We start from the raw sequence: 26,115 nt of genomic DNA, 5'->3' as shown, positions 1-26,115 counted from the left end.
TGGCGACGTGCTCGTGTGTCGCCATCGCTGACTGGATTCAGGATTCACTGGCGATTGGATGTGAGGTGATCTCTGACGGGCTGGCCTGCTTCCGCGCTGTGGCAGAAGTCGGTTGCCTCCATCAACCTGTGGTCGTGAAGGGTCGCCATCCCAATGAACTTCCGGAATTTCGCTGGATCAACACGGTGCTCAGCAACCTGAAAATCAGCTTCAGCGGCACCTTCCATGCCCTGAAATTCGATAAGTACGCTGATCGCTACCTGGGTGCCTTCAATTACCGCTTCAATCGGCGCTTCAACTTGGCGACGATGACTGAGCGAGTGGTTCATGCCATCTGCAGCTGCGGCCCTCGGCCGGAACGCTTCATGAGGAGTGCGGAGCTAGCTACCTAATCAAGTACCCCTTTGGCATGCTTTGCCGCTCCTGCCAACTATTTTAGACTCTTCCGCCTTTCCAAACGCCACAGCAAGGCCCTCTTGTCAGTGCGAGCTAGCCCACAGTTTGCTGTTCGACGCTGCCGACTTAATCAATCATACAGAGCAAGTCTTATGATTTATGAGAATGAAGATAAGCAAGGAAAAAGACCGGCTCATTCCATGAGCCGGTCTCAGAGACAAAGAACTTGATTGCACCACTCGGTGCTTACAAAGCTATCAAGTAAAAGTACAGGTCAATGCCCCGGTGGTGGCAATGTTGACGGTGACTGTTGCACTAGAAGTTGTGCTGACAGATGTGAGGCAACGTATTCCAGCTGCACCGGCAGTGAATGTAGCCGCCACCGAACCAGTGGCACCTGCAGCGCAGTTAACAGTTGAGTTACCAGCGTTGGTGGGTGGTACACCAATACCACCAGATGCGACAAAGGTCGCGCATTCTTTGCCGAGGCCCAATGCTTCACCCACACGGGCTCCGGCGGCGGCAGCGTTGCGGGCCTGAAGGTAAAGGGGCAGAGCAACGGCGGAAAGAATACCGACGATCGCCACAACGATCATCAGTTCAACCAAAGTGAATCCCTTGGCGAGGCCGGTGGAATTTCCGTGGCGTTGGTTGAGCTGGTTGAGAACCAGGAGTTTGGTTTTCGCTTGCATTGGGGGAATCCTTTTAACTTCCTCAACTTACAGCGAATCTTCGGCTCCCGCAATCGGGCCATGCTGTTGTCTCAGTCCTAAGCACACCCTGTGAGAGGGCTCAGAACCCAGTGTTTCCAACTATTCTGACCGTTCCTGCCTTGTCAGGGAGTTTCTGGCTCTAACCCTATTCCATTCGGTTTTGTGGAATCGAAGACGACCAATTTTCTGTTCTCTAGCTCGGCTCTCATCAAACTCTCATAATTTAATTGGTTTGCTCTCAGGCTTGACCCGATTTCCGCGTTTGCCGAGTGGCCTCCGATCGAATGGTTCTGGCTGAACACACCTGCGGGCGTTCGTCGCCGATGATTGAAGGCTGGATGTTCCGCTGTCGTTGCTCCCCCATGCCCTTCTGGCTCGCCATGGTGTTGCTTTCCGCCTCGGTGCTGCTCTGGGTCCTTGGCTCCGCCAACGGCGATGACGTGATCGGCCTGCTGGAGCACATCCTCTCCGTGGCCTTCATGGCCATTGCCTTGCTGGCCGGTCATTTCGCTCTGCTGGAGCTGGCCGGCATCGGCTTGGCCTGCTGGCTGCCTTCGGCTCGCCAGCGGCAGACGTTGGAATCACTGCCGCAGCGTGGCGATGGGTTGATGCCCTATTGATCTGGGTATTGGGAAAACTCCCAATAAGGGACCACTATTGGGAGGTGGTCTGCTCCCGGCGATAGCTCTGCGATGCCTCTCCCGAATCTGTGGAGGCTCTACAACCTCGGCTCCTCCCCCTTCTTTCAGGCCACCCTCCGCCCCGACTCGGTGGCAACCCCGCTCAGCCTGTTCGTGGGGCGCCAGAACGAGCGGCTACTGGACCTCAGCCGAGATCATTCCGATCACCGCCGATCTGGCCAGTGAAGATCTGATCGGCCTTCTGCTCGCTGGCACCTACGACGCCGTTCTGGCCTCCAAGCCCCAGGCGAGTGGAGCCGCCTTGTCGGCGGCGCAGCAGCTGGTGCGCACCATCCGTCTGCGTGGTGGTGGCTTCACGGTTTCGGCCGCCGGGTTTGGGGCGGGTGGCACCAACACCCAGGCCGTTTCCTCGCCCCCTGGCGCCCTGGTGCTGGATGGACCAAGGGTGCTGCACCTCAACAGTCTCGAGAACCTCAGTGAGGCCGATGCAGCCCGTGCCGCCGATCTCCTGCGCAGCATTCGGGACCAGGTCCTGCTGCTTGATGGCCTGCACACGATCGTGGTGGGGGACCACCGATGCCGTCCGCACCGTCGTGCAGGGTCACACCCAGGTGCGTTCCGTGTTCAGTGATCCGGTGGTGCTCGAACCCCTTGACCTGAATGAAGTTCACCTGCTGTTGCAGGCCCGCTACCAATCGCTGCAACTGGACCCCAGCCAGCCCGTGCGCTCGCCCCGTGCAAGACGAGGTGATCGACGCTCTGCATGAGCTGTTCCGGGGTGATCTGCGCGGCCTGCTTGGAAGCACCCTTTGGCAACGGTTGGAAGCCTGGGCTGCCCGTGGTGCCCAGGCCCTGCAACAGCTGATCGTTGCCGGCACCGTGGACGTGTTGCCGCGCCGGGGAGGGGATCCACTCCAGTACTTCCTCGCGGGTATGACCCGGCTGGCCCTGAGCTGAATGGTGCCTTATTGGCTGAAGCGACGAGCCAGCCAATGGCCAATCAGGCCGTCTCGTCCTGCTCCAGCCGTTGTTGAGCGGCCAGTTGTTGGCCCACCTGCGCCTGGAAGGCCTCGATCTCCCGGCGCAGGGCCTCCCGGCTGGTCGGCAGGGGGAAAGGCCCCGGCCGGTAGCGTGCTTCCACCGCATACACCTGCAAGTTCAGCAGGTCATCGCTGAGCAGCTGCCGGGCCATCGCCGCCAGCGGCCTCAGCTCGTGGGTCAGAGGAGGACGCTCATCGCCCAGCACGATCAGGGCCTTGAGCAGCTTCTCCACCGCCTGTTGGGCTGAGAATCCCCAGTCTTCATCAGGGTAGTCGGGGTGCATCGTGAGCGCCATCCCTTTCAGGTGACGCTCCACGCTCTGCATCAGCAGGGCCGCATCCTCACTCGGTGGCATGGAGCACCACCCCTCCCGTGCCGCCAGGCTCACCACATGCCAGCGCGATCCGGCCATCCGGTCGGCCTCTTCCCAGCCCATCACCACCAGATCCACCGGCAGCGGCAGATCCCGAAGCTGCTGGTAGTACTGCCGCCAGGCCTGCTGCAAAGCCTGGCCTTCCAGCTGCGCCTCCCGCGTGATCAGCAGCAGATCCAGATCCGATCCGGCTGCCGCCGTGCCGCGGGCGCGGGAGCCAAACAGCACCAGCGCCTTCACGCCAGGCCCCGCCGCCAGCCGTTTCAGAATGGCTGCCGTGGCCGCCTGCCGCTCCCCGTCCACGCCCGCACCCAGAACCGGCAGCTCAAAAGGCCGCGGCTGGTGCCAGGGGCAGAGGCTGGTGGTGGGCATGGGGGGATCGTAGGAGTGGGCGGGGTCACCACAGCACCCTGCAGGGAAACTGCTGGAAGGTGGGATCACAGCTCACCAGCGTCAGCTGATTGAGTTCCGCCTGGGCTGCCAGCAGGCGATCGAAGGGATCCCGGTGGTCAGCGACGTAGCTGCCTGCCCGCCCAGGAGCGTCTCGTAGTCAGCCAGCAGCACCTCCACGTCCACCCGTTGGCCCGGTTTGACGCCCAGATGGCCGAGCAGCTCTTTGCGCAGGGTGACCTGCCCCTTGCTGGTCACGGTCAGGGTTGACATCGTCCCGCCACGCAAGAAGTTCAGTGTAAGGCGGTTCTGCCTTGTGAAGGGGCCTTTGCTCAGCAGCGCAGCCGCAGCGTGCGCGGCAGCTCCTCAGCCAGTGCCCCCTCCGCCGTGAGCTCGGGGTAGGGGCGGCCTTCGCGGCGGCACCACTCCGCCACCTGGGGGTAGGCCCACTCCAGCAGCAACCGCTGGCGCCGCTCCGCCGGCACCCCCTCCCCGGCCAGTGGCAGCAGCCCCGCCGCCTGCCGCTGGCGTAGCGCTTCGAACAGCAGCACCGCCGCCGCCACCGACACGTTCAGCGACTGCACCATGCCGCCCATCGGCACGAACAGCCCCTGATCCACGCCGGCCGCCGCCGCCGCGCTCAGGCCCCATTTCTCCGCCCCCAGCACGAAGGCGGTGGGGCCGGTGAAATCACACTGCCGGTAGTCCACCGCCGCGCTGCCCAGCTGGGTGCCGTAGATCCGGAAGCCCTCCTGCCGCAGCCGTTGCAGTGCGTCCTCCACCGTGGCGTGCGGGTGCACCTTCACCCACTTCTCGCTGCCCAGCGACGTGTGGTTGTAGCGGCGGCTGCGGCCCGCCAGGCTCACCGCGTGGGCTTCCAGCACCCCCACCGCATCGCAGCTGCGCAGGATCGCCGAGAGGTTGTGGGGTTTGTCCACCGCCTCCAGTAGCACCGTGAGATCCGCCATCCGCCGGTTCAGCACGGCCTTCAGCCGCTCGAAGCGGCGCGGCAGCAGGGGCATGGATCGAGGCGCGGCGAGGGCCTCTCAGTTCAGCATTGCGCCTACGTTCAGCACCGGATCCAGGCCGGGGATCACGGCGACTGAATCGCCGCTGCTGCGCACCGCCACGCCGGCCTCGCTCACCTGGAAGCTGCCCTGGTCGGTCCTGCTGCCGCCGGCTCCATCGTCGGCCCGGATCGCCACCCGGCCGCCCTGGAAGAAGGCGTAGGCGTTGCGCGAACCGTCGGCCCAGGCGAGCTGATAGATCGTCTGCCCGCCGGCGGTCCGGGTGCCGCTCAGCCGGCAGGGAATCGACTCGGCCGTTTCGCTCTCCGGTCGCTTGAACAGGCAGACCGTTTCGCCGGCTCCGGCTCCAGCTTCGGATTCGGCGGCGCGATCGGGCTGCTCAGCTTGGCTGGCCCGATCAGCCGCCACGCCCGCCGCCGGCAGGTTGGCCAGGAAGTTGCGCACCACCGAGCTGGAAATCGCGAAATTGAGCCCCTCGCTGTCGTTGAGCTTGAAGGTGGCCACGCCTGCCACGCAGTTGCCCGCATCCAGCACCGGACCGCCCGAGTTGCCCGGGTTGATCGCCGCATCGATCTGCAGGATGTCGTTCTGCTGCCGCAGGCTGCTCACCACACCCCGGCTCAGGCTGAACTCCAGCCCCTTCGGCGCGCCGATCACGAACACCTCCTGGCCCACCGCCGCCGCCTTGTCGCCCAGCGCCAGCGGCACGCCCCGCTGGCCATCCACCGCCAGCAGGGCCAGGTCGGTGCTGGGGCTGTCGCCACCGCCACGGGCCACCACCCGGGCGCTGTCGCCGGCGCCGTCCACCCACTTCAGCCGCACAGTTTCGCTGCCCCGCACCACGTGGGCATTGGTGACCAGAAAGGTCTGCCCGTCCTGCTGCGCCACCACGAAGGCGCTGCCCATGCCGCTCCCCGTCGAGACGACCGCCACCCCCTTGCTGGCCCGGCTGAACACCTGCTCGGCGCTGAGCTTCCCGGCGCCGCAGCTGCCGGCCGGGGCCGCGGCCAGCCTCGGGGTCCGCACGGTTTCCTGGCTGCGGACCATGGCGCAGCTGGAGAGCAGCAGGGCCAGGCCGGTGGCCCCCACGGCGGGCATCCAGGCCATCGGGCGTCTTCCCGGGCGGCTGGGCGAATGGGCTGCGGGGTTGGGGGCCGTCATCGAACGAAACAGAACAGGAATTCGTTCTACGGTTGATCCCTGCCCGCAGCTCAACCGGATCGGTCGCCGCTGGTGACAGGATCTTCCCGCCTGAGCCTGCGGTTGGATCTGGTCATGGCTGTTGCCGAGCCGGCTTCGCCCCGTGGCTTCGATCAGCGGGTCTACGCCGCTGTGGCCCTGATTCCCTGCGGCCAGCTGGCCACCTACGGCCAGATCGCTGATCGGATCGGTGCCTTCGGCTGCGCCCGTCAGGTGGGCTGGGCCCTGCGTCGCCTCAGCCTGCCGTCCGAGATCCCCTGGCACCGGGTCGTCAATGCCCGCGGCCAGATCAGCATGAGCCTCAGCCGTGAAGGCAGCGACTGGATCCAGCGCGAGCTGCTGATCGCCGAAGGCATCCCCGTCGACGACGAGGGCCGCCTCCCCCTGCGGCGCTATCTGTGGAGGCCGCCCTGGCCCGCCCCAGCACCGCTGCCATCGCCTGAGCACCCCCACCCCATGAGCACGCCCCCCTTATGAGCACTGCGCCGGAGGCCGTCGGGCTTGATTCGCGCCGGGTGGCCTGGCGGGCGCTGCAGGCGGTGGCGGCCGGCGCCTATGCCGATCTGGCCCTGGAGCGGGAGCTGCAGCGCCTGCCGCTGTCGCCGCCGGATCGGGCCCTGGCCACCGAGCTCTGCTTCGGGGCGATCCGCCAGCGCCGCCGGCTCGATGCCTGGCTCGATCAGCTTGGCCGGGTGCCGGCCGACCGCCAGCCGCCCCGGTTGCGCTGGCTGCTGCACCTCGGCCTCTACCAGCTGCTCGCCACCGAGCGGGTGCCCGCTTCGGCGGCGGTGAGCACCACGGTGGAGCTGGCCAAGCTCGATGGCCTGGCCCGCCTGGCGCCGGTGGTGAACGGCCTGCTGCGGGCCTTCCTGCGCCGTCCCCAGGCTGATCTTCCCCTGCCCTTGCCAGCCGGTGTTGATCCCGCCGCCGCCGCCTTCGGTCTGCGTCACTCCCTGCCCGACTGGCTGGCGGCCGAGCTGCTGGGCTGGCTGCCGCCGGATCAGGTCGAGGCCTTCGCTCTCGCCGCCAACCAGCCACCTCCCCTCGATCTGCGCGTCAACCCCCTGCGGGCCAGCCGGGACGCGGTGCTCGCCGCCTTCAGCGCCGCCGGCCAGCTGGCCGAACCGCTGGAGGAAACACCCTGGGGGCTCACCCTGCTGGGCCGCTGCGGCGACCTGCGCAGCCTGCCCGGCTACAGCGAGGGGCACTGGTGCGTGCAGGATCGTGCCGCCCAGACCATCGCCCCCCTGCTGGATCCCCGCCCCGGTGAGCGGCTGCTCGATGCCTGCGCCGCCCCCGGCGGCAAGAGCACCCACCTCGCTGAGCTGATCGGCGATCAGGGCACGGTGGTGGCGGTCGATCGTTCGGCCGGCCGGCTGCGGCGGGTGCGGGCCAACGCTGATCGGCTCGGCCTCTCCTCCATCCAGCTGCGCCAGGCCGATGCGGCCGAGCTGACGGCGGACCCGGTGGCAGGCGCAGCGGCGGAGGAGCGCTTTGATCGGATCCTGCTCGATGCCCCCTGCTCCGGCCTGGGCACCCTGGCCCGCCACGCCGATGCCCGCTGGCGGATCGAACCCGCCACGATCGATGAGCTGGTGGTGTTGCAACGACGCCTGCTGGAGGGGATGGTGCCCCTGCTCAAGCCGGCCGGTCGCCTGGTCTATGCCACCTGCACCGTCCATCCCGCCGAGAACGGGGAGCTGATCCGGGCCTTCCTGGCCGGCCGGCCAGGCTGGAGCCAGCTCGCCGAGCGGCAGCTCTGGCCGCGGCCCGGCGGTGGCGACGGCTTCTACGCCGCTGTGCTGCAGGCTCCGGGTTGAAGGTTCAGGGTGCCGGCTCAGGGAGGCGGCTCAGGGAGGAGGCTCAGGGAGGAGGCGGTGCCACCGGCGGCGGTGGAGCGCTCGGTGGCGCCGGGGCGGCGGGTGCCGGTGGGGGAGCGGCGGCCGGTGCGGGCGCCGGCATCGCTTCCGGCCTGGGGGCGGGAGCCGCCGCCGGCGCCGGGTCGTTGCGGGGCTGAACGGGGGCCGGTTCCTCGGGGCTCAACCGTGGCCGCCACTCCTCGATGGCCGGGCTGCTGGTCGTCGGCTCCGATCGATCCGGTTCCCAGGGCCGGGTCTCGTCCCGGGTGACAGGCTCCTGGCGCGCCCAGGGCTTCTCGGCCTTCGGCTTGCCGGCCCGGAACGAGCCGGTGAGCACCGGCTTGGGCGGGAACTCGCGCACCGGCAGATCTTTCACCACCAGGCGCATGTAGCGCCCCCAGGCGGCGGCGGCGGCGCCGCTGTCGCTGCCGGTTTTGCGGTTGTTGTCGTAGCCCAGCCAGATGCCGGTGGTGAGCTGGGGAATCGAGCCGACGAACCAGAGATCGCGGGCGCCTTCCGAGGTGCCGGTCTTGCCCGCCACCGGCCGGTCCGCCAGGGAGGCGCCACCGCCGGTGCCCGCCCGCACCACCTTCTGCAGCATCCACACCATCGCGTCGGCGATGTCGCTGTCCACCGCCCGCCTGCCCCGCTCACCCTGCAGGCGGCGGCTCCAGAGCAGCTCGCCGTTCGGGCCGCTGATCTCCTCGAACGGGGTGGGTGGCACGAACACGCCCCTGTTCACCACACCGGCGTAGGCCGCCGTCATGTCGAGCACCGTCTGCTCGTAGGCGCCGATCACCATCGGATAGAACCGCCCCAGCTCGCGGGTGATGCCCAGGCTCTGGGCTGTGGCGATCACCTTGTCGAGGCCCACCATCTGGCCGAGGGCCACCGCCACGATGTTCAGCGAGTTCTGCAGGGCCGTGGCCATCGACACCCGGCCGATGTAGCGGTCGCCGAAGTTCTTGGGGCAGTAGCCGGCAAAGCAGCGCTTCGAATCGAGAATGACCGTTTCCGGCCGCATGCCCTCCTTCAGGGCGGTGAGGTACACGAACAGCTTGAAGGTGGAGCCGGGGGAGCGCAGCGCCTGGGTGGCCCGGTTGAACTGGCTGGCTTCATAGTCCTTGCCGCCCACCATCGCCCGCACAAGGCCCGTGCCCGGTTCGATCGTGACCAGCGCCCCCTCCAGCCCCCCGTAGGCGCTGCTGTTGATCACCCGCTGCGCTTCTTGCTGCCAGGTCAGGTTGAGGCTGCTGCGGATCGTCAGACCACCCACCTCCAATTGCTCCGGGGTGAGCACCTTCGGCAGCTCCTGGGCCACCCAGCTGGTGAAGTAGGGAGCCTGGCTGTTCCAGTACTTCGGCAGGGCCGGCTTGAGCGTCAGCGGCGTGGCGTTGGCTTCGGCCCGCTGGGCCCCGTCGATGAAGCCCGCCTCCTGCATCCGCTCCAGCACCACCGCCCGTCGTTTCAGGGCCAGATCCGGATTCACCAGCGGTGAATACACCGACGGGGCCGGCGGCAGGCCGGCGATCAGGGCCGCCTCCGGCAGGGTGAGCTGGGCGGGGGTTTTCGAGAAGTAGATCCAGGCGGCATCGGCGACGCCGTAGGCGCTGGAGCCCAGATACACGTAGTTCAGGTATTGGTCGAGGATCTGCTGCTTGCTGAACTCGCGCTCGAGCTTGCCGGCCAGGGCCGCCTCCTTGAGCTTGCGCACCAGGGTGCGGTCCTGGCTGAGATACACCGTGCGGGCCAGTTGCTGGGTGATCGTGCTGGCCCCCTCCTCCACAGCGCCGCTGCGGATGTTGCGCAGCATCGCCCGTCCGATCCCCACCGGATCGATGCCGCCGTGCTCATAGAAACGCCGGTCTTCGGCGGCCACGAAGGCCTGGCGGAGCAGCTTGGGCATCTCGCCGCTCGACACCTTCTCCCGGGTGGCGGGGCCGAGCTTCTGCAGCACCTGCCCGTCAGCCGAGAGCACCGTCACCGTGCCGGGCCGGTTGAAGGTGTTGATCCGCTGCGTTTCCGGTAACAGGCCATCGATGCCCCGCACCAGGGCCCACTGGCCATAGGCCAGCAGGCTGCCGGCGCCGGCAGCCAGCACGGCTGCGATCAGCAGCTGGCGGCGCCGGCTCCGGCGCAGCTGGCTCCGCTCCGTCCGGCGGGCCGTGGCGCTCACAGGCCCACCGTCAGCCGGCTGTGGCCGATCGCCAGAGCCGTGACCAGCATGCCGAGCACCAGAAAAGGCTGGGCGCTGGCCTGATACTTCACATCAAAGCTCACCGGATCGCGCAGCAGCCAGAGATCCTGAAAGGTGATCTGGGGAATGATCAGCAGCACGAGCAGCACCGCCGCGAAGTGCTGGTCGATCGCGATCAGCACCCCCACCATGGCCAGCTGGAACAGGTCGATCATCACGGCGCTGATCCAGCTGGCCCGCTCGATGCCGAACACCACCGGCAACGACTGCAGCCCCAGGGCCCGGTCGCCTTCGACGCTCTTGAAATCATTGACCACGGCAATGCCCAGGCCCGCCAGGCTGTAGGCCAGGGTGAGCGCCGCGGTGGTCCAGGTGAGCCGGCCGAACAGCGCCTGGCCCGCCCACCAGGGCAGGGCGATGTAACTGGCGCCGAGCGCGTAGTTGCCGAGCCAGCCGTTCTGCTTGAGCTTCAGCGGCGGGGCCGAGTAGATGTAACTCACGAAGGAGCCGCCCAGGGCGAGCAGCAGCAGCACCGGCGTGCTGTGGCCGGCCCAGAGGTCGAGGCCCCAGGCCACCGCCAGCCCGGCCACCAGCAGCACCCAGATCTGGGCCTGCACCTGGCCCAGACCGATCGCCCCCGACGGGATCGGCCGGTAGGGCTCATTGATCGCGTCGATCTCGCGGTCGTAATAGTCGTTGAGGGTCTGGGTGTAGCCGGCTAGCAGGGGCCCGCTCATCACCATGCAGGCGATCGCCGCCACCAGATCCCTGCCGTTCCAGTGGAACTGCCCTGAGGCCGCGGCACCGCAGATCACCCCCCAGATCAGCGGAATCCAGGTGACGGGCTTCATCAGCTGCAGCCGCAGCTTCCAGAGGCTGCTGGTGCCGCTGGCACCTTTCATGCCCAGCAACTGGCGGGCGCCGCCGCTGCTGGAGGGGGAGTCGGGTGCGTCGCTCAACAGACCGAAGCGGGGGTCACCAGCATGATCGACACCCTCAGGCTGGCGCGATCTCGTCGTCAAAGAACCAGCCGCTGCTGCCGTCGCTCAGTTCCACCACAACGCCGATGCCGCTGCCGTCGGTCATCTTGTAGCCGCTCACGGTGCCGGAGGCATCCTTCTTGAGCACCTCGACAAGATCAGCGGGGATGCGGTCGCGCACCCGGGTGATCTTCACCCTGGAGCCCACAGTGATCGAGCCTGGGGTGAGAGCCTGAGTCATGGCCTGCGCGGCTGGACAAGTGGCGCAACCTTAACAGCGCCGTTCTCTTCCTTCCTCTGCCCAGCTGCCATGGTCGCCAAGCGCCTGATCCCCTGCCTCGACGTGGCCGACGGTCGGGTGGTCAAGGGGGTGAACTTCGTCGGGCTGCGCGATGCCGGTGATCCGGTCGAGCTGGCCTGCCGCTACGACGCCGCCGGCGCCGATGAACTCGTTTTCCTCGACATCGCCGCCAGCCATCAGGGGCGCACCACCCTGGTGGAACTGGTGCGCCACACCGCCGAGGCGCTGACCATCCCGTTCACGGTGGGGGGCGGCATCGGCAGCGTCGAGGGGATCACCGAGCTGCTGCGCGCCGGCGCCGACAAGGTCAGCCTCAACTCCGCGGCGGTGCGCCAGCCGGAGCTGGTGGCGGAGGGGGCCCGCCTGTTTGGCTGTCAGTGCATCGTTGTGGCGATCGATGCCCGCCGCCGCACCGACGGCTCCGGCTGGGATGTCTACGTGAAGGGCGGCCGCGAGAACACCGGTCTCGATGCGGTGGCCTGGGCCCGCCGGGTCGTGGCGCTCGGTGCCGGTGAGATCCTGCTCACCTCGATGGATGGCGATGGCACCCAGGCCGGCTACGACCTGGCACTCACCCGTGCCGTGGCCAGCGCCGTGGCGGTGCCGGTGATCGCCTCCGGTGGCGCCGGCAGCATCGACCACATCGCCGCCGCCCTCGAGCAGGGCCAGGCGGCGGCGGCTTTGCTCGCCTCCCTGCTGCACGATGGCGTGCTCAGCATCCAGCAGATCAAGACGGGTCTGCTGGAGCGGGGGCTGCTGATCCGGCCCCTGGAGGAGTCGCAAGGGTCGGTGGCGGAGATTACAATTGCTTAAGGGAGTTGGACGTTGGTTTCACTGCTCTCGCTTCTCCGTGCCGGCTGCCGTTTCCCCCGCCTCAACCGCCGTCGCCCTCTTGACGATGGTGTTGGTTGTCGCGTTGGTGGCGTGGGCTCTCTCGCTGATGCAGGCCGCCAACGATCGCCAGGAATTTTCGCTGATGCTGGCCGGCTGCATGGTCTGCTCCGCGGCCGTCGGCCTCACCACGGTGATGGTTCTCACCTTCGCCAGCCCCAACCGGTTGCTGGCTGTCGGCCTCGGCCAGGGCTTTCTGAGTGGTGATGGGGTGCTCAGCACCGATTCGGCTCTCCTTCCCTGGGATCGCTCCCTCGATTGTCTGGTGGAGCCTGAGCGCTGCGCCGCTCTGCCATCCTCCTGAGCAGCCATCGGCGGCGGCCCCTTGACGACCGGAGATCCCGAAGCGGTCCGTGAGCTCTTCGAAGCGATCGCACCCCGCTACGACCAGCTCAATGACCTGCTCAGCCTGGGTCTGCATCGCCTCTGGAAACGGCAGGCAGTCCACTGGCTGCGCCCCAGGCCCGGCCAGCGGCTGCTGGATCTCTGCTGCGGCACCGGCGATCTCGCCCTGCTGCTGGCGGAGAGGCTCCGGCCCGGGGGGGATGTGCTGGGGCTGGATGCCGCCGCCGCTCCCCTGGCCGTGGCCCGTCGGCGCAGCCGGCTGCAGCCCTGGCTGCCCGTGCGCTGGCAGCAGGGGGATGCCCTGGCCACGGGCCTGGCCACCGGAGCCGCCGACGGTGCGGTGATGGCCTACGGCCTGCGCAACCTGGCCGACCCGGCGGCGGGGCTGAAGGAACTGCGGCGGCTGTTGCGCCCAGGCGGCCGTGCGGCGGTGCTGGATTTCAACCGCCCGGATTCCTCCACCCAGGCCGGCTCCCTGACCGCCGGCTTCCAGCGCTTCTACCTCCGCCGCCTGGTGGTGCCGGCCGCCCGCTGGTTCGAGCTGCCGGAGCAGTACGCCTATCTGGAGACGAGCCTGGAGCGCTTCCCGATCGCGTCCGAACAGGAGCAGCTGGCGCGCGATGCCGGCTTCACGGCCGTCCGGCATCGGCCGATCGCCGCAGGGCTGATGGGTCTGCTCCAGCTGGTGGCCTGAACCCACTCTGAGAGGATCGGCCGATGCTTTTCCAGGACATCATCTCCACCCTGAACCGGTTCTGGGCAGCGCAGGGATGCCTGTTGCTGCAGCCCTACGACACCGAAAAGGGCGCCGGCACGATGAGCCCCCACACGGTGCTGCGGGCGATCGGCCCGGAGCCCTGGGCCGTGGCCTACCCCGAACCCTGCCGCCGCCCCACCGACGGCCGCTACGGCGACAACCCCAACCGCGCCCAGCACTATTTCCAGTACCAGGTGCTGATCAAGCCGTCGCCGGATGGCATCCAGGAAACCTATCTGGCTTCGCTCGAAGCGCTCGGCATCCGCGCCGCCGATCACGACATCCGCTTCGTGGAAGACAACTGGGAATCGCCCACCCTGGGCGCCTGGGGTGTGGGCTGGGAGGTGTGGCTCGATGGCATGGAGGTCACCCAGTTCACCTATTTCCAGCAGTGCGGCGGCCTCGACTGCCGGCCGGTGTCGATCGAGATCACCTATGGCCTCGAGCGCCTCGCCATGTATCTCCAGGATGTGGAGAGCATCTGGGAGCTGCGCTGGAACGAGCAGCGCTCCTACGGCGAGATCTGGCTGCCCTTCGAGAAGGCCCAGTGCACCTACAACTTCGAGGCCTCCAACCCCCAGCGGCTGCAGCAGCTGTTCGCGCTCTACGAGGCCGAGGCCACTGATCTGGTGGAGCGCCGCCTGCCAGCGCCCGCCCTCGATTACGTGCTCAAGTGCAGCCACACCTTCAACCTGCTCGAGGCCCGCGGCGTGATTTCGGTCACCGAGCGCACCGCCACGATCGCCCGCATCCGCCATCTGGCCCGCCAGGTGGCGGAAGGCTGGCTGCAGGAACGGGAGGCCCTGGGCTTTCCGCTGCTGGCGGCCACCTCCGCGGGTGAGCAGCCCGCCCCTTGAAGCGCACCCTGCTGGTGGTGGTGCTGCTGGCAGGGTCCTTCCAGGCCGGCCGCCTCACCGAACGGGCGATCTGGCCCTGCCGGCTGCGGCCGATCGCTGCACTGGTGGCGCTCCTGCTGGGCCAGGAGCTGCCCAGCCCCCAGCTCTGTGAGCTGATGCTCAAGCTGCCGAGTTTCTGAGCGCCGGGTTCAAGCGGGCCCGGCCGGGGAACCCTCAGGGGTGCGGTCCCGAGCCGGAGCTCGATGTCAGTGCTGTCGCGGCCATGTCTTTCCATGCCCTTGCTCACGGTGGCCCTGGCGCTGCTGGGGCTGAGCCTCGGGGTGCTGGGCCTCGATGCGCCGCTCCGCGCTGTTGGTCTGGTGCTGCTGAGCGCTCTCGCCTGGTGGCAGGCGGGCCGGCATGGCCTGGCGCCGGGGCCGCGGCTGCTGTTGTTGCTGCTGGCGCCGGCCCTGCTGCTCTGGGGCCTGGCGCAGCAGCCGGTGCCCGGCCCCGCTGATCCGGTGCAGCTGCTGCCGGCCGCGCCCCTGGCTCGGCTGCCGGTGCAGCTGCGGGGCCGGCTCGGCGGTGATCCCCAGCCCCGTGGGGAGCAGGGCGGTTGCCGCGCCGTGCTGGAGCAGGCCGGCGGCCGCACCGAGCTTCTCTTCCGCCACTGTCCGGCGCTGCAGCAGGGCTGGACAGTGGCGGTGGCCGGTGAGCTGCGCCGACCTGCCACCGGCCCCCATCCGCTCCTGAGCGGTCCGGCCGAGCGGCTGGCCCGCCAGGGGATCTGGAGCCAGTTGCAGGTGGAAGGCGAAGCCGAGCTGCTGGAGCGCCCGGCCACGCCGATCGCCGGGCTCAGGCGGCGGATGGCGGCTGCCCTGCTGCGGTCCTGCGGGCCGGAGCGGGGCGGGGTGCTGGCCGCCCTGGTGCTCGGCAGCGCCGTGGTGCCGGTGCCCGGCGATGTCCGCGACGCCTTCCGGGTGGCCGGACTGTCCCATGCGCTGGCCGCCTCCGGCTTCCACCTCACCGTGCTGCTGGGGGCGGTGATGGCCCTGGGGCGTCACCTGAGCCGGCCCCCCCGGGCGGCCCTGGCGGTCGGCGCCATGTTGCTGTTTCTGCTGCTGGCTGGGCCCCAGCCCTCGGTGGTGCGGGCGGTGCTGATGGGGGGAGTGGCCTTCGCAGTGCTTGAGAGCGGCGGCCGCAGCAGGCCCCTGGGGGTGTTGCTGCTCAGCGTGCTGCTGATGCTGCTGGTGCGCCCCAGCTGGTTGCTGGATGTGGGGTTTCAGCTCTCGGTGGCGGCCACCGCCGGCCTGATCCTCACCGCCACGGATCTGGAGGGCGCCCTGGTGCGGCGCCTGCCGGCCTGGCTGGGGGCCCGCTGGATCGGGGCGGGCCTGGCCGTGCCGCTGGCGGCCTCGCTCTGGACCCTGCCGCTGCAGCTGCTCCATTTCGGGGTGGTGCCGCTCTATGCGGTGCCGGCCAACCTGGTGGTGGCGCCCCTGCTCACCCCGCTCACCCTCGGGGCGATGGCGATGGCCCTGGCGGCCGTGACCCTGCCGCTGCTGCTGCCCCTGCTGGCCTGGCCGCTGGGGCTGCTCACCGGGCTGCTGCTGCTGGTGGTGCGGGGTTTTGCGGCCCTGCCGATGGCCCAGTGGCAGATCGGGCGGCCCCAGTCCTGGCTGGTGCTGCTGTTCGCTCTGTCCCTGCTGCCCTGGCTGGTGGCCAGCCTGCGCTGGCGGCGTCTGGGGGCGGCCGGGGTCGGGCTCACCCTTGCCCTGCACCTGGCCCTGCTGGGGGGCGACCAGCTGCTGCTGATCCACCAGTGGGGCGGTGATCTGCTGCTGGCCCGCCACCAGGGTCGCGGCGCCCTGGTCAGCAGCCGCGCCGATGCGCTCAGCTGTGCCAGTGCCGCGAGGCTCGCCACCGGACTGGGCCTGGCCCGCTTCGACTGGATTGCCCTGCTCGATCCGGTGGCGGCGGCGGAACCCGCCTGCTGGCGCGCCCAGGCGTCGCTGGTGCTGGCTGCCACGGATGGCAGCACGCCGCTGGCTCCAGGTCAGCGCCTGGAGAGCCCTGGCCTGGCCCTCTCCCCCCTGAGTGCTGACAGCCGCGCCTATGGCCTGGCGCTGGGGGGAAACCGCTGGCTGCTGCTGCCGGATCGGCAGTCGATGACGGCCTGGCAGCGGGCCGGTGCCGCCGGGGAAACGGTTCTGCCCAGCGGTGCCTGGAGTGGTACCTGGCTGGGCTTCCGGCCCCGTCGCCACGAGCAGCAGGCTGTGGCGGCGGCCGCTCCCCGGCGGATCTGGGTGAGTGGCGCCTGGCTGGCCGCACCCAAGGGCTGGCAAGCCAGCGGCGGCAGTGGATCGCTGCAGAGCCCGGCCGGCTGACGGCTCCGTAAAGTTCCACTTCGTGCGCGCCACTCCGGTGGCGCCGGACGAAGCTGGAGAGGTGGCTGAGTGGTCGAAAGCGAACGACTCGAAATCGTTTGAAGGGAAACCTTCCGTGGGTTCGAATCCCACCCTCTCCGTTTTGAGGCTTTTTGCTCTGCTGCGGCTAGCTTCCGGCTGGCTCAGAGCTCGATCGTGAGCCTGGCGGCATTGTTCGCCTGCGATTCCAGGGGCTCCAGCACATGGCGCTCGGGGTCGGCCATCACCAGCAGCTGATGGGGTCCGGGCGGCAGCGGCAGGGGCAGGCTGAATGGCTGGGTTTCGCCGGCTGCCAGCCAGGGAAGCCTCAGATAGTGGTGGCTGGAGTAGCGATCGTCGATCACCACCGCCACCCCCAGATCGCTCACATCCAGCTCGCCGCGATTGCTGACCTGGAAACCCAACCGGCCATCGCTGTAGCCGAGCTGCTCCACGGCGAGGTCGGAGCCCAGCATGCGGATCTGCTGGAGTGGGTAGATCGCCAGCCACTCCAGCCGCCGCAACCGGCTGCCCGGATGTTCATGGTGCAGGTGGCCGCCATGGCGCAGATCGCGGCTGCAGCCATGCAGATGCAGCGGGGCTGTGGCCACCGGCACGGTCACCCGCCCTGATTCCGGCTGCGTGTCCCAGAAGCCGCAGCAGTCCCAGTGGAGGCTGCGGCCCAGGAAGCGGATCGGATCATTGGCGTCGCCGGGGTCGTCGGCAGCCAGGCGGTAGTGCTGGAGGCTGCCATAGAGCCCCTGGGCGGCCGCCCCCGGATCTTCCGGCGCCTGGTTCCGCCGCTTCTGTCCCATGCAGAGCTTGGAGGCCACGGTGATCACCAGGCTGTGCCACTCCAGCCCCAGCCGCAGGCCGTAGATCGGTGCCTCGGCCAGCTGCCCCTGCTCGCTCAGGGAGGAGATCGCCGCTCCGATGCGCTGCTGCAGCGGCAGTCCTTCGCTGGCTGCCAGGCAGGCGGGGTCCACCGGATGGCGCAGGGCCGTGGCATCGCCACTGAAGCAGACGTAGGGGAAATGGGCACTGCCATCTCCCGGGTGCAACTGGCGGATGCTGCCGTCCCCGGCCGCGCACTTGTAGAGGCGGGTGCGGGGCTCGCTCCCGTCGTGGAGGAAGGTCAGCTCGCCATTGTCGAGGCTGGTGGTGGTTCCGAGCCCCAGCACATCGCCTTCGAGGGGAATGCTGGCCAGGGGCAGATGCTCGCGCACATCGCCCTGGATCAGATCCGTCACGGTGTTGGCGATCGAGAAGTTCAGCATCGGGATGCGGCGTCGTGCCGGATCAAGATGGGAGCCGGGCGAGATCGGATGCCATGCCGTGGTTCGTGAAACTGGAGCAAGGGGTTGTCGACCGGGCCGGTTTCGATGCCCATCTTCATGCCCATCTGGCCTGGATCGGCCAGCTGGAGCGGCTGGGTCACCAGCCCAGCACCGGCTACTGGCGTGAATGCAAGGGGCTCAATGGCGCCGGAGCCGGCGGCATGCTGCTGTTTGAGGCCCGGGATCGGGCCGAGGCCGAAGCGATCCTGGCTGGCGACCCGCTGATCCAGGCCGGCTGCGTCAGCTGGGTGCTGCATGAATGGCAGGTGGTGGCTGGAGCGCTGCGGCGTGAATCGCCGCTCACATGCGGGCCAGAGCCGAAATTTTGACGAGCTTTTCCTGGTCAAGCCCGTCGAGTTCATGCACCGACAGCAGACCATCTTTCACCAGGGTGGCAAAAACGAAAACCAGCGAGGAATCGCGGAGATCGAACTTTCCATCCATCTCGTGCCGCTTGGCGCTCAGGTAATCGTGCAGGCTCCAGACATCACCCGAGCAATGGACTGAACTCACTCGGCTGTGCAGATCGGTGATCAACGAGGCCACTTCCCGCTCATAGGCGAGGTCAACGGCTTGCTTGGCAATGTGACGCTCCTCTGAGCTCCAGCCCTTCTGGCCTGCTTCCACGGTCCTGTCAACAGTTTTCAGTGTCTTTGGACCCTAACACCCAGCTGAGGTTGAACGCGAGCGCAGGGATGGCGCTCCACGAGCTCTTTCTTGAGCCGTGATCTTCGCAGGGAAGGAAGCGTGTACCAGGGCGAATCAGGGTGATGATGGTGTTCCCAGTGGTAGTCGAAGTGATAACAGGCAAGCAGGGAGATCGCTGGCGGAAGCGAGCTGCTGCCTACCTGATGGCAGCTGCCCGGCGAGGCGGATTGAGCCCGGTGTGGCAGATAGGTTCCAAACAGAAAAAGCTGCATCGAGCTCAGGATCAGGGGTAGCACCCAGAACAGCACCAGCACGGCAACTGGATGGCTGCTGGTGAAGGTGAGGCCGGCAAGGGCGCAGGCCCAGATCGCCAGCAGCCAGCCAATCTGAGCGGTGGACAAGTAGCCACCCATGAATGTGATGTACCAGCTCAGTGGGTGGTTATGCCGGCCATCATGAAAATCCGGATCGTCGCCACCCCCTGGATTGCGGTGATGGCGAAGGTGATTGGAGTGGCAGAGGCGATAGGGGATGGCGGCATAGAGCCCCAGGCAAATCTGGCCCAGAAGGGTGTTCAGACCTGGACGCCGTGGAACCAGGCTGCCATGCATGGCGTCGTGGGCCACGATGAACAAGCCAGTCTGCAGAAAGGTGCGGACCAGGATGATCGCTGCCACTGCAATCCAGGTCTGAAGCGAACGTTGCCCAAAAATGGTGAAGGGATCAAACCAGCCGAGTGGCACAAGGCTGGATAACCACAACCCGATGATCAGCAGGGCCAGGCTGCACCCAGGCCCGACCATGACAGCACCCCCCGGTCTGATCAGCGGATGAAGTTGACCAGTTCCTTGGGAGAGGCGAGCAGATCGATCGCCACAAAGAAGATCTTGTTCTGGGGATTGAGCAGAAAGCGCCAGGCCACGTTCATGCCGACGCCGGCACCGAACCAGGGGGTTTGCACTTTTCCTGTCACCTTGATCTGGGTGAAGCCATCGTCCGCAGGCTCGGTGACGCCCTGCTCGGGAATCAGTTTGAGATTCTGGCAATCTTCCTTGAAGAACCGCAGAACCGCCTCCTTGCCGATGATCGGCCGCTGGAAGGGAGGCTGCAGGCCCCCATCCGGCAGAAACAGCTCGATGAGCGCATCAAAGTCGTTGGCATTGAGCAGGTTCATATAAGACAGCACCGTGGTGTTGCTCACATTGTTGATCGATACCTCGCTGCGCTGGGCAATGTCCGTTGGTGGCACCACCGGTTCGGCCACGCGCTTGTTGCCCTCGATCTTGTTGGCATCGAATCCCATGTCCACCACAGCGTTGCGCAGCACCGTGATCTGCTGGCCACCCTCCAGGCGCTTGATGGCATCGAGAATCGCCGCCGCATTGGCGGAGAGCTGATAACCCTGAGGGATCGGGGCAACGATTCCCTCCTCCATCCATTCGCCGAGCTTGTACCAGAAACCCAGCTTGATGTTGGGGGACCAGACCGTGTAAGTGCGTGAAACCGGAGTATCGACCCGGTTGGCCAGATCGCACATCACCTGGGACTGATCCGCGAAACTCATCTGGCGGATCTGGTTCAGCGTGGGTTCAGCGAACTGCATGCGGGCGGCGCCGGGAGCCGCGATCGTGATCGTTTTGCCCATCTCCAGGTACGCATACCAGATCAGTGCCAGCTGATCTTCCGCACTGAGCTGATCGAACCTGGCGATCGTGGCCGGGACGACGTCGGCTGCCAGGGTGGAGGGAAAAATGCCGCGGGCTTCTTCGATCGTGATCGGCATGGCTGGGACCCCGGGGAGAGCATTGAGCGTGTGTCGATCGTAACGGAGTCAGCCCCGAACAGCCTGGGCCTCCAGCTCATTCCGGTGGCATCCCTTGGCATCCCTTAACCAACGGCAGCGCCAGGATGGGTCCCTTCCTGGGTTGCACCGCTGATTTCACCCATTCGTGAGATTCCTGGCCTGGTTTGGCCCTGTCCCATCACGGATCCACTGCAACCACCATTGCTTTGGCAGCTTGCCAGCCGCCACGGTTTCCCTTAACACCCCGGCGGCACTGTCATCAGACCGGCCGGACGGGCGTGGCCTCGTCTGACCTGGATCCAGCCATGGGCCGGGCAGAACTCACCTTCACTCCCGTGACACCAGGCAGCAGCTTGACCAGCTGATAACCATCGTTCTCGGCAGGGCCGTGGATGCCGCCGCCGATGCGGACAGGCTTTACCATGCTTGCGGCTTGCCTGGGTTCGCCCCAGGTGGCAGCTGCCGTCAGGGTGTTTGATCAGACCCCTAACAGGGAGCTCTCGATCGGCCCGGTGAATCCCGACAGGACCGGATTCCCCCAACACATTGGCGAGAATGGACTCCTCTTCTCCCCGCGATCCCGTGGCCAGCAAGTACATCGGCCGGCTGGCTTTGCTCGCGTGAAGCCGGCAGCGCTGAAGGCCGCAACGCCAGGCAACCCCCGTTTAGCGCTGCCCCTTCCGATGGCTGCGTCTCAGGTTGGGATGGCTGCTTTCTGAGTGGTCTGGGGCTGCTTGTGGGATCGGCCTTCTTGGTGGGGGGACCGGCCGGCTGGTTCGTGGGCCTGGCGGCCATCGCCGTGCTGATGGTGCTCGGTGCGGCCAAGACCAAGCTACGGACAGTGTCGATGCGCCGCCCAAGCCTTCCACCTCTCCAGCCGGAGCCCATGGCGTTGGCCGGATCGAACCCCTGCCCACTGCGCTGCTCAGCTCCGGCCTGGATCAGGAGCCGGATCAGGAGTTGGATCAGGAGTTGGATCAATTGCTGTTGGAATCGCGCCGGGCGGTTGACGAGGCGGTTTAGCGGGTTGGGGGAGATCCGATTCCTGCCGATAAGATTCCGGGGGGAGGTTTGACAGATGGGATTGGCTCCAACACAGATGACAGCAAGATTTCTGTCAGCGGCAAGATTGCTTTTGCTTGCCCCTGGACTGCTGGTTGCTGAGGTTGCTGCCCAGCCAGTTCCCTTTCACTCGCCCCAACCGGAGACAGTTCTCACGTCTGCCTTGCCATGGCGCGTCGAACCTGCTGAGTCCGGAGCTAGTCCATGGGTTGTGGTTCCCGCTGATCAACCTGTACGGTCTGGATTCTCTGACGTGGTGCCGACAAGCGAGCCACTCGCTACTCCAACCACGCTCCCTGCCACAAGAGTTCGAGGCCTCAGCCGTGGCATCACGGTCAACGACAACCTCTATACCGACACAGCTTTACAGGTTCCGAACGGGTTCGCAATGGACAAGCGTTTCACCGTATCAACATCTTTCAAAGGAGTCAATCGCACCCGCACTTGTGAATCCTTCAGTGGCGACAGCAGCACGAAATGTGCCGATGGGGAGCTGAACGTCGAAATTACCCCGATCAAGGGCGAAGATGCCAGCCTGGGTTTTAGCTGGAACATTCAAAGCCTGAGCTCCCGTAGTGAAGGAACAGACTCTTTTTCTGGACAGAGCCTTGGTTTTCGAGCAGCCTGGAATCTCAGTCCCACCCTGGGTGTTTCCTTCGGAGGTGAGCAGATAATCCAGTTTGATGACACTATCGATTTGGGGCGTAACTTCTATTTGGTGGTTTCCAAGGCGATTCCGTTCAGTTCTGGATCGGAGCCGGTTGTGGCCGTGGCGACAGTTGGCATTGGCTCTGATCTGTTTGGCTATGGGGGCAACGGGATTCTTGGCTCGACCGACTGCCTATCCGGAAGAAATATCAGCAGCAATAATTTTCCAAGTGGGACAGATTGCTTTTGGGGGCCGATTGGCTCACTGAGTCTTCATTTGGGCAGTCGTGTGTCCTTGGGTGCCGAATGGTTTGGCTATGGGATAGGAGCGGGGATTTCAGCCCGTCCTTTCGACGAAATTCCATTCACTGTTTCGATCTATGCTACTGATTTTCTTGGTAATACACCCAGTTACATCGAAGGGTTATGCACAACCAACCCTTGTGGTGCCCGCTATTACGGCAGGATGACCCTCTCATTCTGATGAAAAATGGGATTCTTTTCACTGTTTTGCGAATCTGCTCTGAATTGCCAGCGGACTGGATGGTGCTGTGATTTCAGCCCAATCCCCACGATGGACAAATTATGGATAGAATCGGAAAGAACCAACAAGATAGTTTGATGGCAAGCAATCTTCATCGTTTACGGCGGACGGGCCCAGGCTACCTCTCCGTAGCACTGATCACCGCGTCGGCTTTGTTATGCGCAGGCATGCCAGCGCGGGCTTTCCCGAACGCTCGGGTCAATCTGATCAGGATCTCTAGCGAGGGCGTTACCGCGATGCCCGGCCTGCAACAGGCCAAGCTGCTGGGCCCGCCCCCTGAGGCTGCTCAAATTCCACTCCTGAGCCAGTCCCAACTCGCCTCGGGCGAGTCGCCGACACTCCTTACCAAGGCCAGCGACCCCTTGGTCATGTCTTTCGCTGATTCCCTACCAAGCTTCGAAGTCGATGACTATATCTCTATCCGCATCAAATCCAACGATTCTAGCAACGGTGTTGAAGTTGAACAAATTCGCTTTGATTCTTCTGCAGTTGTGATTTCGCCTGATCGCCGTACGATCACAATCACACCTCGCCAACCACTTCAAGCAGGTCAAACCCTTGCGGCTCTTTTGCCCACAGGCAATTACGTGTTGCCCGTAGGCACAAGCTCTTGCTTTTTTGAGTTGGCCCCTCCTGTCGCAGTAACGCCTCCTGGGCTTCCGCCCGCGGCAGCGGCGGCGGCGGTGGCGTTCCCCATTGTCCCGGTGATTCTTGGCATCGGTGCTGCGGCCTTGATTGGCTGTGCAATAGGCGGTTGTTTCAACGGAGAAGGTGGCCGAAACCAGTCTTCCAACTAGTTTCGCTAATCTTTTGAACCAGTTTTCCACTGATTTGCTTCACCCCATGTTCAAACCCCTGGTTTTCGCTGCTGCCTCTGCGCTCTCCTTCGCCCATCCGGCCATGGCGGCACAGCCCACGGATCTGCCGGCCTGCCTGAAGCCAGCCAAGACCTTGGCAACCGTTCCCGTCAGAACAGTCCAAACCACCCTGGTGGCTCAGGCGAGCCCCCTGGGCCCCGTCTGCACGTTCACCCCGGATCGCAAGCCCGCTCCCGTGATCCGCGGCCTCTGGTGATCAGATCCCCAGCCGTTCCCAGATCACCTTCAACTGGGCCTGGTGCAGGTCGCTGCTGAAGCAGCCCTCCAGCAACTCTTCGCCCAGCTGGCTGGTCACCTCCGGATCGGCCCTGAGGCTGGCCCTGAAATCGCCACCCTCGGTGTTCCAGGCAGCATGGGCATGGTGTTGCACGAGGGCGTAGGCCTTCTCGCGCGCCATGCCCGCTTCCACCAGGGCAAGGAGCACCCTCTGGCTGAACACCACACCGCCATAGATGTGCAGATTGCGGAGCATGTTGTCGGGGTAGACCCCGAGGCCTCTCACCACCTCCGCCATCTCGCGCACCATGAACTGCAGGGTGGCAGAGCAGTCCGGCAGCATCATCCGCTCCACGGAGCTGTGACTGATGTCCCGTTCATGCCAGAGCGCCACGTTCTCCAGAGCCGCCACGGTGTAGCTCCGCAACACCCGGGCCAGCCCGCTGATCCGCTCGCTGCGGATCGGGTTGCGTTTGTGGGGCATGGCTGAGCTGCCCTTCTGACCTTTGGCGAAGTTCTCTTCCACTTCCAGCACATCCGTGCGCTGCAGGTTGCGGATCTCGGTGGAAAAGCGCTCCAGGGAGGCGCCCACCAGGGCGAGGGTCTGCACGTAGTCGGCGTGCCGATCACGGCCGATCACCTGGGTGCTGGCGGTGTCGGGCACCAGGCCCAGCCGCGCACAGGTCAGGGCTTCCACCTGGGGATCGGTGTTGGCGTAGGTGCCCATGGCGCCACTGATCTGGCCGACGGCCACCGCAGTTTCGAGTCGTTCCAGCCGCTCCTGGTTGCGCAGGGTTTCGGCCAGCCAGCCGGCCACCTTGAAGCCGAAGGTGATCGGCTCGCCATGGATGGCGTGGGAGCGACCGATCATCACCGTGTCCTTGTGGGCACGGGCCAGCTGCCGCAGCGCCTGGGCGAGGGCATCGAGTTCGGTGCGCAGCACCACAACCGAGGCCCTGAGCTGCAGGGCCAGGCCTGTGTCGAGCACATCCGAGCTGGTCATGCCCACATGGATGTGGCGACCGGCATCGCCGACATGCTCGTTGACATTGGTGAGAAAGGCGATCACGTCGTGGCGGACCTCCGCCTCGATCGCCTCAATGCGCTCCAGCTCGAAGCTGGCCCTGGCCCGGATTTCGGCCATCGCTTCCACCGGCACCCGGCCCAGTTGGCAGCGAGCCTCGCAAACGGCCAGCTCCACCTCCAGCCAGGTCTGGAACTTGGCCTGCTCGCTCCAGATCTCGCCCATTTCGGGGAGGGTGTAACGCTCGATCAAGGGCCGGCGCCGCGCGTGGATCGGGTCAATCTATGGCTCCACCACAACGCCACTCCGCCTGGATCCTGCGCCGCTGCCGTGGTTCGATGGCCTCAGGATGTCCACGGCTGGCCCGATCCGAGCGCCCATGGCCCGTAAGCAACGCCTCGACCTTCACCTGGTGAGCCTGGGTCTGGCGGCCAGCCGCGGTCAGGCCCAGCAGCTGATCAGGGCCGGCCGGGTCCGCAGCCACGGGCAGATCCTCGACAAGCCGGGCCTTGAGGTGAGCCTGGAGCTGATCCCCGAGGTGGAGCAGGGAGCTCGTTTTGTTTCCAGGGGCGGTGAGAAGTTGCTGGCGGCCCTGGAGGCGTTCCCGATCGATCCCACCGGCAGGGTCTGCCTTGATGGCGGCATTTCCACCGGTGGCTTCACCGACTGCCTGCTCCAGCGCGGTGCCGGCCGGGTGTATGGCATCGATGTGGGGTATGGCCAGACCGCCTGGAGCCTGCGCACCGATCCAAGGGTGGTGCTCAAGGAGCGCACCAACCTCCGGCATCTCCACGCGGAACAGCTCTATGGACCCGATGATCCCTGGCCGGATCTGGCCGTGGCCGATCTGTCGTTCATTGGCCTGCCGCTGGTGCTGCCGGCGCTGCGGCGGCTGCTTCACCCTGCTGGCCCAGCCGAGGCGGTGGTGCTGATCAAGCCCCAGTTCGAGGTGGGCAGAGAGCGGGTGGGCAAAGGTGGGGTGGTGCGGGACCCCCGCGCCCATGCCGATGCGATCGAAGCGGTGATCGCTGCCTGCTCAAAGCTGGCCTGGCCTGCCGCTGGCCTGGTGGCTTCACCGATCACCGGTCCGGCCGGGAACCACGAATACCTGCTCTGGCTGATCGAGGCCCGGCCGGATCAGCCGGCTCGCCTGGATCGAGCCGGAATCGAGCAGCTGGTGGCCCACACCCTGGGCTTGGGTTGAGCAACACCAGGATCGAGCAGACCGAGATGGCCGTCCTAGATGGCCGTGCTGTCGAGATCGCCGGTGCGGATGCGGATCACGGTTTCGATCGGGCTGATGAAAATCTTTCCATCCCCGATCTCTCCTGTGCGGGCGGCGTCCTGAATCGCGTTGACAACGGTTTCGACCCGGTCATCGTCGACGACCACATCCAGCTTGAGCTTCTGGAGGAATTCAACGGTGAACTCGGAACCCCTGTAACGCTCAACCTGGCCCTTCTGCCTGCCGAAGCCTCGCACCTCACTCACGGTCATGCCGATGATTCCGGCTTTTACCAGGGCCACCTTGACATCTTCAAGCTTGAAGGGACGGATGATGGCTTCGACTTTTTTCATGGAGGTGGTGAGGAGATGCGGTG

The 26,115-nt window shown here is 66.1% G+C and carries 33 protein-coding genes and 1 tRNA gene; 19 read left to right on the top strand and 15 right to left on the bottom strand.

The window, feature by feature from the left end; translation table 11 throughout:
- The coding region (locus tag KQ307_RS02470; RefSeq protein WP_259726813.1) for a transposase at positions 1-392 on the top strand (392 nt) is incomplete at its 5' end.
- 261 nt (positions 393-653) lie between these two features.
- Here KQ307_RS02470 and KQ307_RS14755 read toward each other — a convergent pair.
- On the bottom strand, positions 654-1,088 hold the full coding sequence (locus KQ307_RS14755) for a type IV pilin protein (RefSeq protein ID WP_259728581.1): 435 nt from the start codon (positions 1,086-1,088) through the stop codon (positions 654-656).
- Positions 1,089-1,471: 383 nt separating this feature from the next.
- Between KQ307_RS14755 and KQ307_RS02460 the strand changes: the two genes are divergently transcribed.
- From KQ307_RS02460 to KQ307_RS02445, 4 genes are all read left to right on the top strand, one after another.
- Positions 1,472-1,729: a hypothetical protein gene (locus tag KQ307_RS02460; protein ID WP_259726812.1), complete on the top strand. Its 258-nt coding sequence runs from the start codon at positions 1,472-1,474 to the stop codon at positions 1,727-1,729.
- Positions 1,730-1,801: 72 nt separating this feature from the next.
- Complete coding sequence (locus KQ307_RS02455; protein ID WP_259726811.1) at positions 1,802-1,975, top strand: hypothetical protein; 174 nt, start codon at positions 1,802-1,804, stop codon at positions 1,973-1,975.
- A gap of 76 nt (positions 1,976-2,051) precedes the next feature.
- Positions 2,052-2,381 (top strand): hypothetical protein, encoded by a 330-nt coding sequence (locus KQ307_RS02450; RefSeq protein ID WP_259726810.1) that lies wholly within the window; start codon positions 2,052-2,054, stop codon positions 2,379-2,381.
- A 104-nt stretch (positions 2,382-2,485) separates the two neighbouring features.
- Positions 2,486-2,707: a hypothetical protein gene (locus KQ307_RS02445; RefSeq protein ID WP_259726809.1), complete on the top strand. Its 222-nt coding sequence runs from the start codon at positions 2,486-2,488 to the stop codon at positions 2,705-2,707.
- Positions 2,708-2,750: 43 nt separating this feature from the next.
- On the opposite strand, the gene KQ307_RS14750 is transcribed toward KQ307_RS02445, so the two are convergent.
- From KQ307_RS14750 to KQ307_RS02420, 4 genes are all read right to left on the bottom strand, one after another.
- On the bottom strand, positions 2,751-3,536 hold the full coding sequence (locus tag KQ307_RS14750) for a nucleotidyltransferase domain-containing protein (RefSeq protein WP_311133765.1): 786 nt from the start codon (positions 3,534-3,536) through the stop codon (positions 2,751-2,753).
- A gap of 81 nt (positions 3,537-3,617) precedes the next feature.
- Positions 3,618-3,827: an AbrB/MazE/SpoVT family DNA-binding domain-containing protein gene (locus tag KQ307_RS02430; protein ID WP_259726808.1), complete on the bottom strand. Its 210-nt coding sequence runs from the start codon at positions 3,825-3,827 to the stop codon at positions 3,618-3,620.
- A 59-nt stretch (positions 3,828-3,886) separates the two neighbouring features.
- Positions 3,887-4,576 (bottom strand): tRNA (guanosine(18)-2'-O)-methyltransferase TrmH, encoded by a 690-nt coding sequence (gene trmH / locus KQ307_RS02425; RefSeq protein ID WP_259726807.1) that lies wholly within the window; start codon positions 4,574-4,576, stop codon positions 3,887-3,889.
- A gap of 24 nt (positions 4,577-4,600) precedes the next feature.
- The gene (locus tag KQ307_RS02420) at positions 4,601-5,743 is read right to left on the bottom strand and encodes a S1C family serine protease (protein WP_259726806.1); all 1,143 of its coding nucleotides are present in this window, start codon (positions 5,741-5,743) and stop codon (positions 4,601-4,603) included.
- Between the two features lie 114 nt (positions 5,744-5,857).
- On the opposite strand from KQ307_RS02420, the gene KQ307_RS02415 reads away from it, so the two are divergent.
- Positions 5,858-6,259: an MGMT family protein gene (locus KQ307_RS02415; RefSeq protein WP_259726822.1), complete on the top strand. Its 402-nt coding sequence runs from the start codon at positions 5,858-5,860 to the stop codon at positions 6,257-6,259.
- Positions 6,256-7,602: a 16S rRNA (cytosine(967)-C(5))-methyltransferase gene (locus tag KQ307_RS02410; RefSeq protein WP_259726805.1), complete on the top strand. Its 1,347-nt coding sequence runs from the start codon at positions 6,256-6,258 to the stop codon at positions 7,600-7,602. The genes KQ307_RS02415 and KQ307_RS02410 overlap by 4 nt, the downstream gene beginning before the upstream one ends.
- Positions 7,603-7,645: 43 nt before the next feature.
- Here KQ307_RS02410 and KQ307_RS02405 read toward each other — a convergent pair whose 3' ends face one another.
- Genes KQ307_RS02405 through KQ307_RS02395 form a run of 3 tightly spaced genes read right to left on the bottom strand, consistent with a single transcriptional unit; the run spans position 7,646 to position 11,059 of the window.
- Entirely contained in the window at positions 7,646-9,781 is a 2,136-nt protein-coding gene (locus tag KQ307_RS02405; protein ID WP_259726821.1) for a transglycosylase domain-containing protein, read from the bottom strand.
- A gap of 32 nt (positions 9,782-9,813) precedes the next feature.
- Positions 9,814-10,797 (bottom strand): chlorophyll synthase ChlG, encoded by a 984-nt coding sequence (gene chlG, locus KQ307_RS02400; RefSeq protein ID WP_259702025.1) that lies wholly within the window; start codon positions 10,795-10,797, stop codon positions 9,814-9,816.
- Positions 10,798-10,834: 37 nt separating this feature from the next.
- Positions 10,835-11,059 (bottom strand): DUF2862 domain-containing protein, encoded by a 225-nt coding sequence (locus tag KQ307_RS02395; RefSeq protein ID WP_259702026.1) that lies wholly within the window; start codon positions 11,057-11,059, stop codon positions 10,835-10,837.
- Positions 11,060-11,128: 69 nt separating this feature from the next.
- Here KQ307_RS02395 and hisF point away from each other — a divergent pair, with 69 nt between their 5' ends.
- The 7 genes from hisF (at position 11,129) to KQ307_RS02360 (ending at position 16,475) form a co-directional block, all read left to right on the top strand.
- Entirely contained in the window at positions 11,129-11,932 is an 804-nt protein-coding gene (gene hisF / locus KQ307_RS02390) for an imidazole glycerol phosphate synthase subunit HisF (protein ID WP_259702027.1), read from the top strand.
- Between the two features lie 37 nt (positions 11,933-11,969).
- On the top strand, positions 11,970-12,314 hold the full coding sequence (locus KQ307_RS02385) for a hypothetical protein (protein WP_259726804.1): 345 nt from the start codon (positions 11,970-11,972) through the stop codon (positions 12,312-12,314).
- Between the two features lie 21 nt (positions 12,315-12,335).
- Complete coding sequence (ubiE, locus tag KQ307_RS02380; protein WP_259726803.1) at positions 12,336-13,049, top strand: bifunctional demethylmenaquinone methyltransferase/2-methoxy-6-polyprenyl-1,4-benzoquinol methylase UbiE; 714 nt, start codon at positions 12,336-12,338, stop codon at positions 13,047-13,049.
- Positions 13,050-13,072: 23 nt separating this feature from the next.
- Positions 13,073-13,969, top strand: a complete 897-nt coding sequence (gene glyQ / locus KQ307_RS02375; protein WP_259702030.1) for a glycine--tRNA ligase subunit alpha — start codon at positions 13,073-13,075, stop codon at positions 13,967-13,969.
- On the top strand, positions 13,966-14,148 hold the full coding sequence (locus tag KQ307_RS02370; protein ID WP_259726802.1) for a hypothetical protein: 183 nt from the start codon (positions 13,966-13,968) through the stop codon (positions 14,146-14,148). Before glyQ ends, KQ307_RS02370 begins: the two co-directional genes overlap by 4 nt.
- Before the next feature lie 93 nt (positions 14,149-14,241).
- Positions 14,242-16,335 carry a ComEC/Rec2 family competence protein gene (locus tag KQ307_RS02365; RefSeq protein ID WP_259726801.1) on the top strand — a complete coding sequence of 698 codons (2,094 nt, stop codon included), beginning with the start codon at positions 14,242-14,244 and terminating at the stop codon, positions 16,333-16,335.
- Positions 16,336-16,390: 55 nt separating this feature from the next.
- Positions 16,391-16,475, top strand: a tRNA-Ser gene (locus KQ307_RS02360).
- Positions 16,476-16,517: 42 nt separating this feature from the next.
- On the opposite strand, the gene KQ307_RS02355 is transcribed toward KQ307_RS02360, so the two are convergent.
- Positions 16,518-17,630, bottom strand: coding sequence for a CARDB domain-containing protein (locus tag KQ307_RS02355; RefSeq protein WP_259702033.1), 1,113 nt, complete (start codon positions 17,628-17,630; stop codon positions 16,518-16,520).
- Positions 17,631-17,683: 53 nt separating this feature from the next.
- Here KQ307_RS02355 and KQ307_RS02350 point away from each other — a divergent pair, with 53 nt between their 5' ends.
- Positions 17,684-18,019, top strand: a complete 336-nt coding sequence (locus tag KQ307_RS02350) for a YciI family protein (RefSeq protein WP_259702034.1) — start codon at positions 17,684-17,686, stop codon at positions 18,017-18,019.
- Here KQ307_RS02350 and KQ307_RS02345 read toward each other — a convergent pair.
- The 4 genes from KQ307_RS02345 to KQ307_RS02330 all read right to left on the bottom strand — a co-directional run bounded on the left by KQ307_RS02345 (position 17,991) and on the right by KQ307_RS02330 (position 20,566).
- Positions 17,991-18,317, bottom strand: a complete 327-nt coding sequence (locus KQ307_RS02345) for a hypothetical protein (RefSeq protein WP_259702035.1) — start codon at positions 18,315-18,317, stop codon at positions 17,991-17,993. The genes KQ307_RS02350 and KQ307_RS02345 overlap by 29 nt on opposite strands.
- Positions 18,318-18,334: 17 nt before the next feature.
- Positions 18,335-19,141, bottom strand: a complete 807-nt coding sequence (locus KQ307_RS02340) for a fatty acid desaturase (protein WP_259726800.1) — start codon at positions 19,139-19,141, stop codon at positions 18,335-18,337.
- Positions 19,142-19,161: 20 nt separating this feature from the next.
- A complete protein-coding gene (locus tag KQ307_RS02335; RefSeq protein ID WP_259702037.1) occupies positions 19,162-20,121 on the bottom strand; it encodes an orange carotenoid-binding protein in 960 nt (319 codons plus the stop codon).
- Between the two features lie 280 nt (positions 20,122-20,401).
- Positions 20,402-20,566, bottom strand: coding sequence for a hypothetical protein (locus tag KQ307_RS02330; RefSeq protein ID WP_259726799.1), 165 nt, complete (start codon positions 20,564-20,566; stop codon positions 20,402-20,404).
- A gap of 891 nt (positions 20,567-21,457) precedes the next feature.
- Here KQ307_RS02330 and KQ307_RS02325 point away from each other — a divergent pair.
- The 3 genes from KQ307_RS02325 to KQ307_RS02315 all read left to right on the top strand — a co-directional run bounded on the left by KQ307_RS02325 (position 21,458) and on the right by KQ307_RS02315 (position 23,470).
- Positions 21,458-22,336: a hypothetical protein gene (locus KQ307_RS02325; protein ID WP_259726798.1), complete on the top strand. Its 879-nt coding sequence runs from the start codon at positions 21,458-21,460 to the stop codon at positions 22,334-22,336.
- 101 nt (positions 22,337-22,437) lie between these two features.
- Positions 22,438-23,193 (top strand): hypothetical protein, encoded by a 756-nt coding sequence (locus KQ307_RS02320; RefSeq protein ID WP_259726797.1) that lies wholly within the window; start codon positions 22,438-22,440, stop codon positions 23,191-23,193.
- A 46-nt stretch (positions 23,194-23,239) separates the two neighbouring features.
- On the top strand, positions 23,240-23,470 hold the full coding sequence (locus tag KQ307_RS02315) for a hypothetical protein (RefSeq protein ID WP_259726796.1): 231 nt from the start codon (positions 23,240-23,242) through the stop codon (positions 23,468-23,470).
- Here the strand turns inward: KQ307_RS02315 and purB are convergent, their stop codons facing one another.
- A complete protein-coding gene (purB, locus tag KQ307_RS02310) occupies positions 23,471-24,766 on the bottom strand; it encodes an adenylosuccinate lyase (RefSeq protein ID WP_259726795.1) in 1,296 nt (431 codons plus the stop codon).
- 127 nt (positions 24,767-24,893) lie between these two features.
- Here purB and KQ307_RS02305 point away from each other — a divergent pair, with 127 nt between their 5' ends.
- Complete coding sequence (locus tag KQ307_RS02305) at positions 24,894-25,718, top strand: TlyA family RNA methyltransferase (protein WP_259726794.1); 825 nt, start codon at positions 24,894-24,896, stop codon at positions 25,716-25,718.
- Between the two features lie 35 nt (positions 25,719-25,753).
- On the opposite strand, the gene KQ307_RS02300 is transcribed toward KQ307_RS02305, so the two are convergent.
- Positions 25,754-26,092 carry a P-II family nitrogen regulator gene (locus KQ307_RS02300; RefSeq protein WP_259726793.1) on the bottom strand — a complete coding sequence of 113 codons (339 nt, stop codon included), beginning with the start codon at positions 26,090-26,092 and terminating at the stop codon, positions 25,754-25,756.
- Between the last annotated feature and the right edge of the window lie 23 nt (positions 26,093-26,115).

This window comes from Synechococcus sp. CS-1326 (assembly GCF_025128115.1).
GTDB lineage: Bacteria > Cyanobacteriota > Cyanobacteriia > PCC-6307 > Cyanobiaceae > Regnicoccus.
Note: the sequence above shows the minus strand (reverse complement) of the source record. Positions and strands in the feature narration are given on the sequence as shown.